14 protein-coding genes are annotated in these 17,296 nt (G+C 65.0%); 8 read left to right on the top strand and 6 right to left on the bottom strand.

Going from position 1 to position 17,296, the window contains the following annotated elements; all coding sequences use genetic code 11:
• Positions 1–13: 13 nt before the first annotated feature.
• The 5 genes from FJ423_RS10160 to glp are packed head-to-tail and all read left to right on the top strand — an operon-like array spanning position 14 to position 5,421.
• Positions 14–1,909, top strand: a complete 1,896-nt coding sequence (locus FJ423_RS10160) for a peptidylprolyl isomerase (RefSeq protein WP_140841315.1) — start codon at positions 14–16, stop codon at positions 1,907–1,909.
• On the top strand, positions 1,906–2,916 hold the full coding sequence (gene trpD, locus FJ423_RS10155; protein ID WP_140841313.1) for an anthranilate phosphoribosyltransferase: 1,011 nt from the start codon (positions 1,906–1,908) through the stop codon (positions 2,914–2,916). The genes FJ423_RS10160 and trpD overlap by 4 nt, the downstream gene beginning before the upstream one ends.
• A gap of 5 nt (positions 2,917–2,921) precedes the next feature.
• Positions 2,922–3,734 (top strand): indole-3-glycerol phosphate synthase TrpC, encoded by an 813-nt coding sequence (trpC, locus tag FJ423_RS10150; RefSeq protein WP_140841311.1) that lies wholly within the window; start codon positions 2,922–2,924, stop codon positions 3,732–3,734.
• A 2-nt stretch (positions 3,735–3,736) separates the two neighbouring features.
• On the top strand, positions 3,737–4,216 hold the full coding sequence (gene moaC / locus FJ423_RS10145) for a cyclic pyranopterin monophosphate synthase MoaC (RefSeq protein ID WP_095765374.1): 480 nt from the start codon (positions 3,737–3,739) through the stop codon (positions 4,214–4,216).
• Positions 4,216–5,421 (top strand): gephyrin-like molybdotransferase Glp, encoded by a 1,206-nt coding sequence (glp, locus tag FJ423_RS10140; RefSeq protein ID WP_140841309.1) that lies wholly within the window; start codon positions 4,216–4,218, stop codon positions 5,419–5,421. Before moaC ends, glp begins: the two co-directional genes overlap by 1 nt.
• A 47-nt stretch (positions 5,422–5,468) precedes the next feature.
• Here glp and FJ423_RS10135 read toward each other — a convergent pair whose 3' ends face one another.
• Positions 5,469–6,299 carry an alpha/beta hydrolase gene (locus FJ423_RS10135; RefSeq protein ID WP_140841307.1) on the bottom strand — a complete coding sequence of 277 codons (831 nt, stop codon included), beginning with the start codon at positions 6,297–6,299 and terminating at the stop codon, positions 5,469–5,471.
• Between the two features lie 47 nt (positions 6,300–6,346).
• Entirely contained in the window at positions 6,347–7,594 is a 1,248-nt protein-coding gene (gene kynU, locus FJ423_RS10130; RefSeq protein WP_140841305.1) for a kynureninase, read from the bottom strand.
• A gap of 432 nt (positions 7,595–8,026) precedes the next feature.
• On the opposite strand from kynU, the gene lexA reads away from it, so the two are divergent.
• Positions 8,027–8,761 carry a transcriptional repressor LexA gene (lexA, locus tag FJ423_RS10125; protein ID WP_095765370.1) on the top strand — a complete coding sequence of 245 codons (735 nt, stop codon included), beginning with the start codon at positions 8,027–8,029 and terminating at the stop codon, positions 8,759–8,761.
• A gap of 37 nt (positions 8,762–8,798) precedes the next feature.
• Here lexA and FJ423_RS10120 read toward each other — a convergent pair whose 3' ends face one another.
• Positions 8,799–11,264 carry a ComEC/Rec2 family competence protein gene (locus FJ423_RS10120; RefSeq protein ID WP_140841303.1) on the bottom strand — a complete coding sequence of 822 codons (2,466 nt, stop codon included), beginning with the start codon at positions 11,262–11,264 and terminating at the stop codon, positions 8,799–8,801.
• A gap of 102 nt (positions 11,265–11,366) precedes the next feature.
• Here FJ423_RS10120 and gltX point away from each other — a divergent pair, with 102 nt between their 5' ends.
• Together gltX and gltA are read left to right on the top strand one after the other, a co-directional pair.
• Complete coding sequence (gene gltX / locus FJ423_RS10115) at positions 11,367–12,791, top strand: glutamate--tRNA ligase (RefSeq protein WP_140841301.1); 1,425 nt, start codon at positions 11,367–11,369, stop codon at positions 12,789–12,791.
• Positions 12,792–12,969: 178 nt separating this feature from the next.
• On the top strand, positions 12,970–14,298 hold the full coding sequence (gltA, locus tag FJ423_RS10110) for a citrate synthase (protein WP_095765367.1): 1,329 nt from the start codon (positions 12,970–12,972) through the stop codon (positions 14,296–14,298).
• A 74-nt stretch (positions 14,299–14,372) separates the two neighbouring features.
• Here the strand turns inward: gltA and lpxB are convergent, their stop codons facing one another.
• From lpxB to lpxA, 3 genes are read right to left on the bottom strand one after another with little or no spacing between them, the layout of a single operon-like run.
• Positions 14,373–15,551: a lipid-A-disaccharide synthase gene (gene lpxB, locus FJ423_RS10105; protein ID WP_140841299.1), complete on the bottom strand. Its 1,179-nt coding sequence runs from the start codon at positions 15,549–15,551 to the stop codon at positions 14,373–14,375.
• On the bottom strand, positions 15,541–16,458 hold the full coding sequence (gene lpxI / locus FJ423_RS10100; RefSeq protein WP_140841297.1) for a UDP-2,3-diacylglucosamine diphosphatase LpxI: 918 nt from the start codon (positions 16,456–16,458) through the stop codon (positions 15,541–15,543). Before lpxI ends, lpxB begins: the two co-directional genes overlap by 11 nt.
• Positions 16,445–17,281 carry an acyl-ACP--UDP-N-acetylglucosamine O-acyltransferase gene (lpxA, locus tag FJ423_RS10095; RefSeq protein ID WP_140841295.1) on the bottom strand — a complete coding sequence of 279 codons (837 nt, stop codon included), beginning with the start codon at positions 17,279–17,281 and terminating at the stop codon, positions 16,445–16,447. Before lpxA ends, lpxI begins: the two co-directional genes overlap by 14 nt.
• Between the last annotated feature and the right edge of the window lie 15 nt (positions 17,282–17,296).

Below are 17,296 nucleotides of genomic sequence, written 5' to 3'. Positions count from 1 at the left end.
ATCGGAAGTATGCATGCTTGGTATATTGAGAAGCGCGGCAGGCACCTGGGTCGCGAAGGCGTTGCTGTCCTTGCTGGTGGTGAGTTTCCTCGCCTGGGGCGCGACCACGCGCATGGTGGGTGGCGTGCTGGGCGGCCATCACGCGGTGATCACGGCCGGCGGCACGGAGGTCTCGATCAACGAGTACCGCCTCGCTTACGACCGCCAGCTCAGCCTTCTGTCGCAGCAATATGGCCAGCGCGTCACCCATGAACAGGCCAAGCTGCTCGGTGTCGACAATCAGGTGCTGGCGCAGCTCGTTTCGGGCGCAGTGCTCGACGAACAGGCGCGCAAGCTCGGGCTCGGCCTCTCCAAGGATCGGCTGGCCGAACTGACGCGCGAGGATCCGGCCTTCAAAGGCCCCGGCGGCCAGTTCGATCGCCGCACCTTCGAGTATCTGCTGCGCCAGCTCGGCATGCGGCCCGAGGACTATCTCAGAAACCGCTCGCAGGTGGCCGTGCGCCAGCAGATCGTCGAGGCGATCTCCGACGGCCTCAAGGTGCCGCAGACCTTCCTGAAGGCGGTCTCTCTCTATCGCGGCGAGGATCGCACGATCGACTATGTCGTGCTGCCGAAGACGCTGGTGCAGCCGATCGAGGCGCCGTCCGACAGTGCCCTCACAACCTATTTCGACGCCAACAAGAAGAACTATGCCGCGCCGGAATACCGCAAGTTCTCCTATGTCCGGCTGGAGCCGCAGGACATCATGGATCCGTCCGCGGTGACAGACCAGCAGATCAGCGAGGACTACAACAAGAACATCGCGCGCTACACGACGCCCGAGATGCGCACCATCGAGCAGCTGGTGTTCAAGACGCCGGATGCGGCCAAGGCCGCTTTGGATTCGCTGAAGGCCGGCGCGACCTTCGACAAGCTCGTCACCGCCGAAGGCAAGACGCAGGCCGACACGCTGCTCGGCACGCTGGCCAAGGACAAGATCGCCGACAAGGCGGTGGCCGATGCCGCCTTCTCGCTCAATGCCAACGAGGTGAGCCAGGTCGTCCAGGGCGCCTTCGGTCCCGTGCTCTTGCGCGTCACCGAGATCAAGCCGCAGGTGGTGAAGCCGCTGTCGGAAGTGTCCGGCCAAATCCGCAAGGACCTGGCGCTCGGCGAGGCAAGCCGCATCCTGCTCGATGTGCATGACAGCTACGAGGACACCCGCGCCTCGGGCGCCTCGTTGGCCCAGGCCGCCGAGAAGTTGAAGCTCAAGGTCGTCACCATCGACGCCATCGACCGTACCGGCCAGCGGCCGGACGGCACGATCGTCAACGACCTGCCGGAATCGGCCGAGCTGATCAAGTCGGTGTTCGCGGCGGAGCCCAATACCGAGAACGAAGGCCTGACGACTGCCGGCAACGGTTTCGTCTTCTACGAAGTGCAGTCGGTCACGCCGGCGCGCGACCGCACGCTGGATGAAGTCCGCAAGAAGGTCGTCGCCGACTGGACGGAGGCCGAGACCGACAAGCGGCTCGACGCCAAGGCTCAGGAGCTGGAGAAGCGCCTCAAGGCAGGCACCGCGCTCGACGTCATCGCCGGCGAGCTCAAGCTCGACAAGCAGACCAAGCGCGGCCTGAAGCGCGAAGCCGACGATGCCGATTTCGGCAAGGAAGGCGCCGCGGCCATGTTCGGCGTCGGCGAAGGCGGTACCGGTTTGATCCCCTCGCCCACCGGCGACGGCCAGATCCTGTTCAAGGTCGCCGAGGTCTTCGAGCCGGCGGGCGCCGATGGCAGCGCGGTGCCGGACGACGCGCAGAAATCCTTCGGTGCCGGCATGTCCGACGATCTGCTCGACCAGCTCGTGGCGCAGTTGCAGTCGCAATATGACGTTCGCATCGATCCGAACGCGGTTTCGCAAGCACAGACACGATGAGCGCTCTCAAGACACACATAGCCAAGGTCGCCACGGGCACCGCGCTTTCCTTCGAGGAAGCGCGCGAGGCGTTCGACATCATCATGTCGGGCGACGCGACGCCCGGCCAGATCGGCGGCTTCCTGATGGCGCTGCGCGTGCGCGGCGAGACGGTGGGCGAGATTTCCGGCGCGGTCGCCACGATGCGCGCCAAGATGCTGCGCGTCGAGGCGCCGCAAGGCGCCATCGACATCGTCGGCACCGGCGGCGACAATTCGCATTCGGTCAACATCTCGACCGCTTCGGCCTTCGTCATTGCCGCGGCCGGCGTGCCGGTCGCCAAGCATGGCAATCGCGGCCTGTCCTCGCTGACCGGCTCCGCCGATGTGCTGACGGCGCTGGGCGTCAGAATAGACATCCCGCCGGAGACGATCGGACGCTGCATCCATGAGGTCGGCGTCGGCTTCATGTTCGCGCCGGCGCATCATCCGGCGATGAAGCATGTCGGACCGACCCGCGTCGAGCTCGGCACGCGCACCATCTTCAACCTGCTCGGACCGCTGTCGAACCCTGCCGGCGTCAGCCGCCAGATGGTCGGCGTCTTCCTGCCGGAGTGGATCATGCCCGTGGCCGAGACGCTCAAGGCGCTGGGCGCCGATCACGCCTGGGTCGTCCATGGCGACGGCTATGACGAGATCACCACCACCGGCGAGACCCAGGTGGCGGAGCTCGCCGGCGGCGAGATTCGCAGCTTCACCTTGACGCCGGAAGCCGTTGGCTTGAAGCGGCACACAAAGGAAGAGCTGCGCGGCGGCGACGCGGCCTACAACGCCAAGGAATTGCGGGATATGCTTGGCGGAGCCGCCGGCGCCTATCGCGATACGGTGCTGATGAATGCCGGCGCCGGGCTGGTTGTGGCCGGCAAGGTGACGACGCTGGCCGACGGCATCGCGGCGGCGGCGCAAGCGATCGACAGCGGCCGCGCGCTTGCGGTGCTCGACAAGCTCATCGAGATTTCGAACGGATAGACCCCTTGTCCGATATCCTGCGCAAGATCGAAGCCTACAAGCGTGAAGAGATCGCCGCGGCGAAGCTCGCCGTGTCGTTCGCCGAGATCAAGACGAAGGCCGGGGACGCCGAGCCGCCGCGCGGCTTCCTTGCCGCGCTGGAAGCCAAGCGCCGAGACGGCGGCTTCGCTTTGATCGCCGAGATCAAGAAGGCCAGCCCTTCCAGGGGCCTGATCCGGGCCGATTTCGATCCGCCGTCATTGGCACAGGCCTACCAGAAAGGTGGCGCCGCCTGCCTTTCGGTGCTTACCGACGCCCCGTCTTTCCAGGGCGCTCCCGAATTCCTGACAGCCGCTCGGGCAGCGGTGCGCCTGCCGGCTCTGCGCAAGGATTTCCTGTTCGATCCCTACCAGGTCTACGAAGCACGCGCCTGGGGCGCCGACGCGATCCTGATCATCATGGCGAGCGTCGACGACGCGCTTGCCAGGGATCTTGAAGCGACTGCCTTCGAGCTCGGCATGGACGCTCTGGTCGAGGTGCATGACGAAAAGGAAATGCAACGCGCGCTTCGCCTTTCGTCGAGGCTGATCGGCATCAACAACCGCGATCTCAGAACCTTTGAAACCAGCCTCGACGTTTCGGAGCGGCTGGCGGCCATGGTGCCGGCGGATCGGCTGCTGGTCAGCGAAAGCGGCATCTTCACACATCAGGACTGCCGCCGGCTGGAGAAGAGCAAGATCGGCACCTTCCTGGTCGGCGAGAGCCTGATGCGGCAGGCCGACGTGGCCGCCGCCACGCAACTGCTGCTCACCGGCAAGGCGCGTGCCGAGGCCGTTTGAGGATGGCCTCCCTTACTCATCTTGGCGCCAAGGGCGAAGCCAACATGGTCGATGTCGGCGACAAGGCCGAGACGACGCGCACGGCAGTCGCTGAAGGGTTCGTCTCCATGCAGCCGGAAACGCTGGAGATGATCCTGGCCGGCGACGCCAAGAAAGGCGACGTATTGGGGACTGCCCGTATCGCCGGCATCATGGCCGCAAAGAAGACGCACGAACTGATCCCGCTCTGCCATCCGCTGCTTCTGACCAAAGTTGGCGTCGAGATCGAGCCGGACCATTCCTTGCCAGGTCTCAAGGTCACCGCGCTCGCCCGCGTCACCGGCAAGACGGGCGTGGAGATGGAGGCGCTGACCGCCGCTTCAGTCGCCTGCCTCACCATCTACGACATGGCCAAGGCAGCGGACCGCGGGATGGTGATTTCCGGCGTCCGGCTGGTCGAGAAGACCGGCGGCAAATCAGGCGACTACAAGGCAGGTTCATAATGGCCTTGCTTCCGGTCACCGAGGCGCTCGAACGCCTGCTGGACGGCGTGACGGCTCTGCCGGGCGAGCGCGTTCCGCTGGCTGACGCGGCGGGCCGCGTGCTGGCCGAGCCGGTGGTCGCGCTGCGCACGCAGCCACCTTTCGATGCCTCCGCGATGGACGGCTATGCCGCGCGCTTCTGCGATGTCGCCTCGGCGCCGGCGCTACTCGAGGTCATCGGCATGGCGCCTGCCGGGCGCGGTTTCTCCGGAACCGTCGGGGAAGGCCAGGCCGTGCGCATCTTCACCGGGGCGCCGTTGCCGGAGGGCGCCGACACGGTCGTCATCCAGGAAAACGTCCGCGACCTCGGCAATGGCAGGATCGAGCTGACCGAGCCGACCGCGGAAGGACGTAATGTGCGCCGCCGCGGGCTCGACTTCGGCCAGGGCGACGTGCTGCTCGAAAAGGGCCGCGTGCTCGATGCAGCGGCCCTTTCGCTGGCGGCCTCGGCCAACCACCCAGCCCTGAACGTCGTGCGCCGGCCGCTGGTCGCGATCATCGCCACCGGCGACGAATTGCTGCCGCCTGGCAGCGCGCTCGGCCCTGACCAGATCATTTCGTCGAATGCCTACGGCGTTGCCGCCGCCGCCCAGTCGGTCGGCGCGCTCGCGCTCGATCTCGGCATCGCCGCCGACCGCCAGGAGGCGATTGCCGCGCTGGTCCGGAAAGCGGTCGAGGCGGACGCCGATGTCGTCGTCACGCTCGGCGGCGCCTCGGTCGGCGACCACGACCTCGTCCATAACGTGCTGACCGGCGAAGGCATGCAGCTCGATTTCTGGAAAATCGCCATGCGCCCCGGCAAACCGCTGATGTTTGGCCGGCTTGGCAATATCCGCTGCATCGGCCTGCCCGGCAATCCGGTGGCAAGCATTGTCTGCTCGCAACTCTTCCTGAAGCCGCTGCTTGCGCGGCTCGGCGGCCGCGATCATCGGCAGGACGTGCGAACGGCTCGGCTTGGCACTGCGATCCGGGCCAACGATCTCAGGCAGGATTACGTGCGCGCGGTCGTGCGCGAGGACGCCGGCACCTTCGTCGCGACGCCTTTCGGAATCCAGGACTCCTCGATGCTGCGGATGCTCGCCGACGCCAACGGCCTGATCGTGCGCGAGCCCTTTGCGCCGGCGGCGGAAGCCGGCGCCGAATGCAGCGTGCTCATGCTGCGCTAGGCTTCGACGAAGTCGATCCTGATACGTCGACGAAGTCGATCGTAACCTTATTCGTCCACCAACGTACGGGTCAGGGGATGATCCCGGTCGGCGAGGCCATCGACAACGTTGAAATGATGCCGGTCCGGCTCGACCACTGAACGGGTGGAGGCGCCGAGCCCGGTCCAGATGTTGGCGAGCAACGCGCTCTGACGCAGGAATTCCGAACGCTCGCCGCCGCCGGCCCAGCAGGTGATGCAGGCTCCCTGTCGAGGCCGCAACAATGCCGGGCTTTCGCTCCGCGCTTCCGGCTCGTCGATGTTCAGGGTCTCGTTCAGCGCTGTGAACATCAGCGGCCGAAGGTCGTGCAGGCCTGAAATCGAAACCACTTGGCGTATGCGCCGCGCCACATCGGATGATAGCGGTGAGGCCGTGGTCACCATCCGGCTGGCGAGATGCCCGCCGGCCGAGTGCCCGGTCAGCATCAGCGGACCATCGACCATGGCCGCCGTCTTCTCGATCGCTGCAGCGACCTCGCCGACTATGCCGCCGATCCTGGTCTGCGGGCACAGCGTGTAGGAGGGCATGGCGACGGCAAAGCCGCGGCCGAGCGCGCCTCCAGCCAGATGCGACCAGGAGCTCTTGTCCGACTCCATCCAGTAGCCGCCGTGGATGAACACGACGAGCCCCCTTGGCGCCGCAGACGGGAGAAACAGGTCGAAGCGATTGCGCGGCGCTTCGCCGTAGACAACATCGAGCCGCGCCCTGCCCTCTGACAGCAGCCTTTCGCGAAACGCCCGCGCCGGCCGATCCCACGCAGCCGGCCAGCGGTCGCCGCCCGCGATATTGGCGCCATTTGCATAGGCGTCATCCCAGTCGGCAATACGATGTCCCAGCAACGGTGTCTCCTCGATCAGGTCATTTGTTCGGCATCGCCGATTCAAAGTCAGGTAACGGTTGTTTTGATGGCAAAGCGCGCGTCTTGCCAGATGCCAGTGCGCAGGATTTCCTGCAGCACCTCGACCGCATTCCAGACATCGCGGTAGCCGACATAGAGCGGCGTGAAGCCGAAACGAATGGTGGATGGCGCGCGGAAATCGCCGATCACGCCGCGCTCGATCAACGCACGCATCACCTGGTAGCCATGCGGATGGGCGAACGACACCTGGCTGCCGCGCTCGGCGCCGTTGCGTGGACTCTCCAGCTCAAGACCGAAGCCGCCGCATTTGGCTTCGACAAGCCGGATGAACAGGTCCGTCAGCGCGACGCTTTTTCTCCGCACGGCCCTGATGTCGACATCGTTCCACATATCCAGCGCCCCTTTCAGCGCGCGCATCGACAGCACCGGTTGCGTTCCGCACAGGAACCGCCGGATGCCCGTGCCCGCGGCGTAGCCCTGCTCGAACGCGAAAGGCCGGGCATGGCCCCACCAGCCGCTGAGCGGCTGGCGAATGTCGCGGTGATGGCGGCTCGCGGCGTAGATGAAGGCTGGCGAGCCCGGCCCGCCATTGAGATACTTGTAGGTGCAGCCAATGGCGAAATCGGCATTAGAGCCGTCGAGATCCACCGGCAGCGCACCCGCCGTGTGGCAGAGGTCCCACGCGATCAGCGCGCCGGCTTCATGAGCCTTACGGGTGAGCGCCGCCATGTCGCGCAGCCGGCCGGATTTGTAGTTGACGTGGTTGACCAAGATGACCGCGACGCGATCGTCAACCAGTTCCTCAATCGTCGGGGCATCGGTGCCTTCGAGCCGCAGCACCGTGCCGAGCCGCGTCGATGCGACGCTTTCCGCCATGTAGAGGTCGGTCGGAAAGCTGTCGCCCTCGGCAACGATCACCGAACGCTCGGGCCGCATTGCAAGTGCCGCATGCAGGACCTTGTAGATGTTGATCGAAGTCGTGTCGCAAACGACCGTCTGGCCGGGTTTCGCGCCGATCAGCCGTCCTAGCTGGTCACCCAGCTCGATGGGCATATCGAACCAGCCGGCGGTGTTCCAGGCGCGGATGAGATCCCGCGCCCATTCCTGCCTCGCGGCAGTCTCGATCTCGCTGAAGGCGTCTACCGAAGCAGCGCCCAGCGAATTGCCGTCGAGGTATATGACGTCTTCCGGCAAGACGAAGCGATCGCGCATGGCGCGCAGCGGATCCGCGGCATCCATCGCCTCGACTTCGGCGAGATCAGGAATTCCCCTCATTGTGCTGCCGCCTCCATTTCGATCTGGCCAAGGGGGTTGTCTCACCACCGTCGGCGACAGGGCAAGAACCTTTGGTCCTACGTTAGCTGGTCCATAGACGGCGAAGACTGCGGATCGGAACTTCGCCAAGGTTGGCATTTTGGGTTCGTTTCGTTCACGGTGCCACGCGCTTACGGTAGAGCCGACGTGATCCCAACCACGGCTTCGTGATCGTGGCGGGTTGTATTTCAGCGTAAGGGGAACTCCAAAATCGAGCGAAATCAATGCCGCTGCCCCAGGAGGGGCAGCCGGCCGTCACCGGATGCGACATTGTTTCGGCAGCCTTAACAAATTCACTAAACTTTAAACGGTTGCGGAACACAACTGGAACAGATAGTGTTTGTTCTGGGTTTGTTTTTCTGATTCTGGTTTCAGAACCCGTGGGGGCCGCCGATGCTGACGCGCAAACAACATGAACTCCTGATGTTCATCCATGAACGCCTGAAGGAGAGCGGGATTCCTCCATCATTCGATGAGATGAAGGAGGCGCTCGACCTTGCCTCCAAGTCCGGCATCCACCGGCTGATCACTGCGCTGGAGGAACGTGGCTTCATTCGCCGGCTGCCGAACCGGGCGCGCGCGCTGGAAGTGCTGCGCCTACCCGACTCGATCGCGCCTGGCCTGAATGCCGCGAAGAAGTTTTCGCCGAGCATCATCCAGGGCGGCCAAGGCAATCTCAGTCGCCAGGTCAAGCCGACGACGCCATCGCGCACCCCGACGCCAAGCAATGACGACGAGGCCGCGGCGGCCGTATCCATTCCGGTGATGGGCCGCATCGCCGCCGGCGTGCCGATTGACGCCATCCAGCACCAGACGCATTCGATCTCGGTGCCGCCGGACATGATCATGGGCGGCGAGCATTACGCGTTGGAGGTCAAGGGCGACTCGATGATCGAGGCCGGCATCTTCGACGGCGACACCGTCATCATCCGCAATGCCAACACCGCAAGCCCGGGCGAGATCGTGGTGGCGCTGGTCGACGATGAGGAGGCGACGCTTAAGCGTTTCCGCCGCAAGGGTGCCTCGATCGCGCTCGAGGCCGCCAACCCGGCCTATGAGACCCGGATCTTTGGACCGGACCGGGTCAAGGTTCAGGGCAAGCTCGTGGGACTTATCCGCCGCTACTGAGCAGAACTGCCCCGGCCTTCTTCGCCCGAACGACAATCTATTGGCCCGGTGCGGCGGCTGGTTTCTCCGGCTGCTTATAGGGCGCCAGTCCCCTCGCCTCGCGCGTGTATTTCCGCTGCTCGTGCCAGGGTCGGTATGGTTCTACGACCGCGTAGCGGACGGTTGGCCGCGCGGTTGCCGATTGCGGATCGAAGAAAACGGCGGCGCTGCCGTCGCGCGCCAGCTGCCGCTTGGTGACGACGAGCACACGCGGATCGCGGCACGGGTTATAGGCCGTGGCGTCGTTGATGACGATGAGGTCGGCGAAGCCGCAGGCCGGCCGGGCGGTGTCGCGGGTCTCGGCGAGCGCGACGATCGCGCCGGAAGGATGCCGACCGATGCAGAGATCGCCGCTGCAATAGAAGGGCGAGCCGGGCGGCAGCTCGACGGGATCGGCAATGTCCAGCGTATCTTTGGCGAACCTTTCTGGCGGCACGATCTCCTCGGCTTTCAGCGCCCGTTTCCAGTTGTCGGTGGTGAACTCGTTGGAGCGTTCGCGGTTGACGGCAAGCTCGCCGCCGCCGATCGGCATCGCCACCAGATGCGCATCCTCCGAGATAAGTACGTCCGGTGTGCGGACGTGCGGAATGGCCAGCAGCGCAGCGAGCGCGAAAGGTACGGCGGCAAGCCTCAGCCAAGTGGTAGCCATGGTCGCGATGACCAGCGCGACCGTCGCCAGCAGCACCGACTGGATCGAGATCAGCCCCACGGCGTCGACCGGTGAGCGCTCGGAAATCCATGCCGAAATGGCGATCATCGCCGTCAGGCCTTTGCCCATGACAAAGAGGAAGGGACCGTCTAAGCCGAAGGGCATGGCCAGCGCGCTCAGCACGGCGAACGGCATGACGACCAATGAGACGATCGGCATGACCGCCAGATTGGCCAGCAGGCTGAGCGGCGACACCCGCTGGAAGTGCCAGATGGCAAACAACAATGTTGCGCTGCCCGCGATGAGCGACGTCACGGCGGCGCCACCCGCTCCAATCGCCAGTTTTCGCGATAAGAACCCGAGAAACGAACGCTTTGCCGGCGGCGCGGTCGTTTTGCCGGCGCGATAGTCGGCAAAGCCGGCATAGGCGCCGACCAGGGCGGCGGTGGCGGCGAAGGACATCTGGAAGCTCGGGCCGACCACTTCATGCGGCGAGACCAGGATGACGGCGATGGCAGAGATCGCCAGGTTGCGCATGGTCAGCGCCGCGCGGTCGAAAAGCACGGCGACCAGCATCACGCCAAGCATGATGAAGCTTCGCTCGGCCGCCACCACGATGCCGGAGATCACGAGATAGGCGGCGATCGACGCCAGCGCGATGCCAGCGGCATATTTCTTCACCGGCCGGCGCGACGAGAAGTCCGGAAACAGCGCGAAGGCGCCGCGCAAAAGCACCATGATCGTGCCGGCGACCAGCGCCATATGCAGGCCGGAGATCGAAATGATGTGGTAGATGCCGGTCCGCCGCATCGACTCATTGATGGCTTCCGGAATGCCAGCACGAACGCCGACGATCAGCGCCGCCGCGATCTCGCCCTCGGAACCGCCGATGCTGCTCCTGATGTGGTCGGCAATCCCCTCGCGAGCATTTTCTATGGCCGATGCCACGCGCGCGCCAAACGGCACCTCCGTTGGCGCACTCGGGGTCGGCGCGACAAGTTTCGGATCGCCCAGGAAAAAGCCGCTGGCGCCTATGCCGGCAAAATAGCTGTCGAAGGAAAAGTCGTAGCTGTCCGGCCGAACAGGACCTGTCGGCGGCAGCAGCTTGGCATAGCCGGTCAGCATCGACCCGGCCGACATGCCGGACGGGATCCTGCGCGCCGACAGCCTGATGCGGTCCGGCGCGTAGCGCAGCTTCGGACGCTCCGTGGATATCAGATCTATGGTGAGCCGGACACGGCCGTTGGCCATCGCCTCGGCGGTGACGAGGCGGCCCGTCAGCCGTGTCTGGATTTCGGAACCCAGCATCGGGGTCGCCATCCGCCAGGTCTCCACCTTGGCCGCGAGAAAGCCCAAGGCGCAGAAAAACGCCGCCATGAAGACAAGGTGCGTTCTGTGCCGGGAACGCGAGACCGCCGCGCAGACCGCCATCAGGGCGACCGCCGCGAGCGGCCTGTAGAGGTCCGGCTCGGCGCTCAGCGAGAAGTAACAGATCACGCCGGCTGCCAGGAACACCGGCACCAGCAGAAAGCCGACGCCGCGGTCGAGCTCGGTGGTGGCGGCGACCGCAACGCTTCGGCGCAGAGCAGGAAGCGAAACGCGGCCAAGCTGTCTGCGGATCCGGCCGACATTGGCTGTCGGCGATGCTGGCGGTAACGTGCCGCCGCCAGTTGGCAGAAGCCCGGCTGGCGGACGCGGCGCCTGAAGCGAAAGCGGCGTTCCCTCTTCGGGCACGGCATGAGCGAACATCAGGCGTTCGCTGACGCCTGCTGTCGTTTCCCCGCTCTCCTCCGCGCCCCGGCCACGTCCAGCCATCGGGTCTGCCCCTTGCGCCCCAGACCGCCTATGCTACATGAACGCCGGTCGCGTGGAAGTCTGCGCGAAACATGCATTTTTCAGCGCTTCCTCGAGAGTTCCATGTCCGACAAGGTCGTCACCCGTTTTGCCCCCTCGCCTACAGGCTACCTGCATATCGGCGGAGCGCGCACGGCGCTGTTCAACTGGCTCTATGCTAAGCACACCGGCGGCACGATGCTGCTGCGCATCGAGGATACCGATCGCGAGCGCTCCACCGAAGCCGCCACGGCTGCCATTCTCGACGGGCTGACCTGGCTTGGCCTCTCGTGGGATGGCGAAGCCGTCTCGCAGTTCGAGCGTGCGCCGCGTCACCGCGAGGTGGCGGAGGAGCTCGTGCGCATGGGCAAGGCCTATTACAGCTACGAGACGCCGGCGGAGCTGGAGGCGATGCGCGAGGCCGCACGTGCCAAGGGCCTGCCGCCGCGTTACAACGGCCATTGGCGCGACCGCGGCCCCTCCGAGGCGCCGGCAGGCGTCAAGGGCGCGATCCGCATCAAGGCGCCGACCGAGGGCGTGACGATCGTCAACGACCGCGTGCAGGGCGAGGTGCGCTTCCCCAACAAGGATCTCGACGACTTCATCATCCTGCGTTCCGATGGCGTCCCGACCTACATGCATGCCGTCGTCGTCGACGATCACGACATGGGCGTCACCCACATCATCCGCGGCGACGATCACCTGACCAATGCCGCGCGCCAGACGGTGATCTACAACGCCATGGGCTGGGACGTGCCGTCGATGTCGCACATCCCGCTGATCCACGGCGCCGACGGCGCCAAGCTGTCGAAGCGGCACGGCGCGCTCGGCGTCGAGGCATATCGCGCCATGGGCTACCTGCCCGAGGCTCTGCTCAACTATCTGGCCAGGCTCGGCTGGAGCCATGGCGACGACGAGGTGATGTCGATTAAGGACATGATCGCCTGGTTCGACATCGGCGACGTCAACAAGGGCGCGGCCCGCTTCGACTTCGCCAAGCTCGAGGCGCTGAACGGCGTCCATATGCGCAAGATGGACGACCGGGCGCTGTTCGACATCTTCGTCGCCACCTTGCCTTATCTCGAAGGCGGCCCGGCGCTCGCGGCAAAGCTCGATGACCGGCGCAAGGCGCAACTGCTTGCCGCCATGCCCGGCCTCAAGGAGCGGGCAAAGACGCTTGTGGAACTGGTCGACGGCGCGGCGTTCCTGTTCGTCGAGCGGCCGTTGCCGCTGGACGAGAAGGCGGCGGGCTTGCTCAACGCGGATGCGCGCGCGATTCTGCGCGGCGCGCATGGCGCATTGTCTTCTGTTCAGGGCGACTGGAACGCCGCCTCGGCCGAGGCTTCGATCCGCGACTTCGCGCAGGCCGGCGGGCACAAGCTGGGCGCCGTGGCGCAGCCCCTGAGAGCCGCGCTGACCGGCCGCACCACCTCGCCAGGCGTGTTCGATGTGCTTGCCGTGCTGGGCCGCGAGGAAAGCCTTGCGCGCATTGGAGATCAAATCGATTAGGAGCGAGCTGGCCCAAGAAGATTGGCATTGAAAGGTGTGTTTCGCAGTGCAACATTGGGCTTGGCCCAATCTGGCACGCACCTCCTAAAATGCGGTGGCGAGTTCGCGCATTCCGGTGACTTCGACGTGTCGTTTGCAGGAATTGCCTTGCCGGCATGAGGAACAAAAGGAGTTGAGAATGAGCGAAGCTGCGACAAAACCGGAACCGGGCAGCAAAAAGCGCGAGTCGGCCGCCAGGCTCGAGCTCGCCGGCAAGACGCACGAATTAAAGGTGCGAAGCGGGACGGTCGGGCCGGACGTCATCGACATCGGTTCGCTCTACAGCACCACCGGCGCCTTCACTTACGATCCCGGCTTCACCTCCACCGCGAGCTGCGAATCGGGGATCACCTTCATCGACGGCGATGCCGGCATCCTGCTGCATCGCGGCTTCCCGATCGATCAGCTCGCCGAGCACGGCGACTTCCTCGAGGTCTGCTATCTGCTGCTCTACGGCGAGTTGCCGACCAAGGCGCAGAAGGACGACTTCGATTATCGCGTGACGCGCCACACGATGGTGCATGAGCAGATGTCGCGCTTCTTCACCGGCTTCCGCCGCGACGCGCATCCGATGGCGGTGATGTGCGGCGTGGTCGGCGCGCTGTCGGCCTTCTATCACGACTCGACCGACATCTCGGACCCGTATCAGCGCATGGTCGCCTCGATGCGCCTGATCGCCAAGATGCCGACGATCGCGGCGATGGCCTATAAGTACCATATTGGCCAACCCTTCATTTACCCGAAGAACGATCTCGGCTTCGCGGCCAACTTCCTGCACATGTGCTTTGCCGTGCCATGCGAGGAATACAAGATCAATCCGGTGCTGGCGCGCGCGATGGACCGCATTTTCATCCTGCACGCCGACCACGAGCAGAACGCTTCGACCTCGACCGTGCGCCTGGCCGGCTCTTCGGGCGCCAACCCGTTCGCCTGCATCGCCGCCGGCATCGCCTGCCTGTGGGGTCCGGCGCACGGCGGCGCCAACGAAGCGGCCCTCAACATGCTGGGCGAGATCGGCCATGTCGATCACATCCCCGAGTTCATCGCCCGCGCCAAGGACAAGAACGACCCGTTCCGGCTGATGGGCTTCGGCCACCGCGTCTACAAGAACTATGATCCGCGCGCCAAGATCATGCAGAAGACCGCGCATGAGGTGCTGGGCGAGCTCGGCATCAAGGACGATCCTCTGCTTGACATCGCGATGGAGCTGGAAAAGATCGCGCTGACCGACGAGTACTTCATCGAAAAGAAGCTTTATCCGAATGTCGACTTCTATTCCGGCATCACGCTGAAGGCGCTGGGCTTCCCCACCACCATGTTCACCGTGCTGTTCGCGGTCGCCCGCACCGTCGGCTGGATCGCGCAGTGGAAGGAAATGATCGAGGATCCGCACCAGAAGATCGGCCGCCCGCGCCAGCTCTACACCGGCGCCACGGAACGCGATTACGTGCCGATTGCGAAAAGGTAATTGAGCGAATATCGAAATAGCGAGTAGCGAATAGGGGAAACGGGCGAAGCCGACACAGCCCTATTCGCTATTCGCTACTCCCTATTCACTCTCTTTATGCACCCCATCACCACCTCGGCGGCGATCTCGCCCGAGGGCCGATCGGTCGCCATGCGCCGGGCAATCTCGGCAAAGCCCGCCTTTTGCCAGGCGCGCATGCCGGTGTCGGCAAACAGGGCTTCCAGCTGCCGCGCCAGGTTCTCCGGCCGGACATACTGATCGTAGAATTCCGGCACCAGCGCGCGGTCGGATATCAAATTGGGCAGCAGCGCCGACCACGTCGTCACCAAATGCTGCAGAAGCTGGCGCGCGATCGGGTCGAGCTTGTAGCAGGAAACCATCGGAACGCCCGCGAGCGCCAGTTCCAGCGAAACCGTCCCAGACGCGATCAACGCCGCGTCGGCCTTGCCGAAGGCCTGCCATTTGCGCTCCGGCTCGGTGATGATTTCCGGCTTGTCGTCCCAGCTCGCGACCGAGGCCTTCACCAGCTCGGCGACATGCGGCACCGTCGGCAACAGCAAGCGCAGGCGGTGGCCGCGCTGGCGCAGCGCCGACATCGCCTTGCCGAAGGGCTCGATCAGCCGCACCTCGCCGCGGCGCGAGCCGGGCAGCACCAGCACCGTCTTGACGCGGTCGTCGGCGAGATCGCGCGGCTGGCTCTGCGCCTTGGCGGCGCCAAGCACGCCCGGATCCTGCGTCAACCGGTGGCCGACGTAAGTGCCCGGCGGTCCGCCAAGACGAGCGAGCGCCTTCACCTCGAACGGCAGGATGCAGAGGATGTGATCGACATAGGGCTTCATCGCCACAGCCCTGCCCGGCCGCCAGGCCCATACGCTCGGGCAGACATAATGGACGATCGGAATGGCCGGCGCCGCTGCGCGGACCTTCTTTGCGACACGCAGAGAAAAATCCGGACTATCGATGGTAACCAGGCAGTCGGGCCGCTCGGCTGCGATCATCGCCGCCGTCTGGCTGATGCGACGCATCAGCCGCGGCAGGTCGCGTAGCACCGCGCTGAAGCCCATCAGCGCGATCTCGCCGCCGTCGAAGAGTGGGGTCAGCCCCAGTTGCTGCAGGTGGCGGCCGCCAATGCCGACGAGCTGCACCTTGCGGCCGGTCGTGCGTTCGAGCGCCCGCACGATGTCGGCGCCAAGCAGATCGCCGGATTCCTCGCCGGCGACGATCGCGAGCTTGAGCGGCTTGTCAGCGACCATTAGCCGGCTCCTTATTGGCCGCCTCCATGGCGGGCAGGCCGACGATGAACAGGCCGAGAGCATTGGCGCGCGCCAGCGTTTCCGGACCTTCGAGAATTAGGGAGTGGCCGGCTTCCAGCGCAATGCCGGCCAGCCCGGCGGCATGTGCGGCGTCGATCGTATGCGGGCCGATGGAGGGCAAGTCGGCGCGCAGCTCCTGCCCAGGCTTGGCGCATTTGACCAGCACGCCGCGCGCCTTGCCGGCCAGCCTGCCGTGGCCGCGCAATTCCCGCGTTCTGTCGAGCAGGCCGGCAGTGCCCTCAATGCCTTCCAGCGCGATGGCTCGACCTCCGATCGCAATCGCCGCCTGGCCGATATCGAGCGCGCCAATGGCTTTGGCGGCGGCGCGTCCGGCTTTGATGTCGCGCCAGTCCGATTGGTTTGGATGAGCCGCCGTCAACGTGCCTTCGCCAGCCGTCAGTTCGGGAACGACCTCATGCGCGCCGACCACCGCAATGCCCCGATCTTCAAGGCTTCGGGTCAACACTTTCAGCAAGCCGTCGTCGCCGCGTCTCAGCGCTCTGATCACGGAACGTATTATGGCCAGCAAGCCAAGTGTCGGTCGAATCTTGCTCAAACGCGGCCTGCGCTTGATTTCGCCGGCAAGAACGAGATGCGTGATCCCATTGCGCTTCAACAAGGGAAGCAGCAGGCCGATATCTTCCAGTGCCAGCGTCTGCCGCTCGTAGGCGGAAAAGTCCGCCTCGCGGTCGACCTCACCCTCGGCGATGATCACGAAGGGCATAAAACCTTGCTTGAGCAGACCATCGGCAACCTCGACGGGCAGGCTGCCCCCACCGGCGATGATGCCGACCCTGGAGCCCGGCGCGAGTACGAGCCCTGCCTTGGCCGGCTCAGCCCTCGTCATCGCCGCTGTCGTCGTCGCCGTCGCCCTTGAGCGATGGGACGGCAAAGTGCCGTTTGCCGCGACTTGTGATGAAATCGATGATCTTCATGGCCGTTGGCGACCCGGCGAACTCGGCCTTGGCGAGTTCCACATTCTCGCCGACGGTGCGGGAACGATCGAAGATCGTCCTATAAGCTTTGCGCAGCAGGTAGATTTCGGAACGCGGCAGGCCGGAGCGCTTGAGACCTATGATGTTCAGCCCACGCAGCTTGGCGCGGTTGCCGGCGGCGATGGCATAAGGAATGACGTCGCCAACGACCGCCGCGCAGCCGCCGATGAACACATTGTCGCCGAGGCGCACGAATTGATGAACGGCGGTCAGGCCGCCGATATAGACGTTGTCGCCGATCTCGCAATGTCCGCCCAGCGTCGCGCCATTGGCGAAGGTGGCGTTCTTGCCGACGACGCAATCATGGGCGATGTGGGCATAGGCGAGGAAGTTGCCGTTGTCGCCGACAGTCGTCTCGCCACGGCTGGTGTCGGTGCCGACATGCATTGTGACGCCTTCACGAATGGTGCAGTTCGCTCCGATGACCAGAGTAGTGCGACCGCCCTTGTGCTTGGTGTTTTGCGGCGGCGCGCCGAGCGTCGCCATCGGATAGACCTTTGTCCCCGCCCCGATGGACGTGGCGCCCATCACCGACACATGGCTGACCAGTTCGACGCGGTCGCCGAGGATCGAATCGGCGCTGACATGGCAGAAGGGTCCGATACGGACGCCTTCGCCGAGCTTGGCTCCTTCTTCGACGACCGAGGAAGGATGGATGGATGTCGCGACTTTCATGAGCATTTCGAACCG

Origin of the sequence: Mesorhizobium sp. B2-8-9, assembly GCF_006439475.1 — a bacterium.
In the GTDB taxonomy this organism is placed as follows: Bacteria; Pseudomonadota; Alphaproteobacteria; order Rhizobiales; family Rhizobiaceae; genus Mesorhizobium.
The sequence above is the reverse complement of the archived record's forward strand: the minus strand, read 5'-3'. Positions and strand labels throughout refer to the sequence as shown.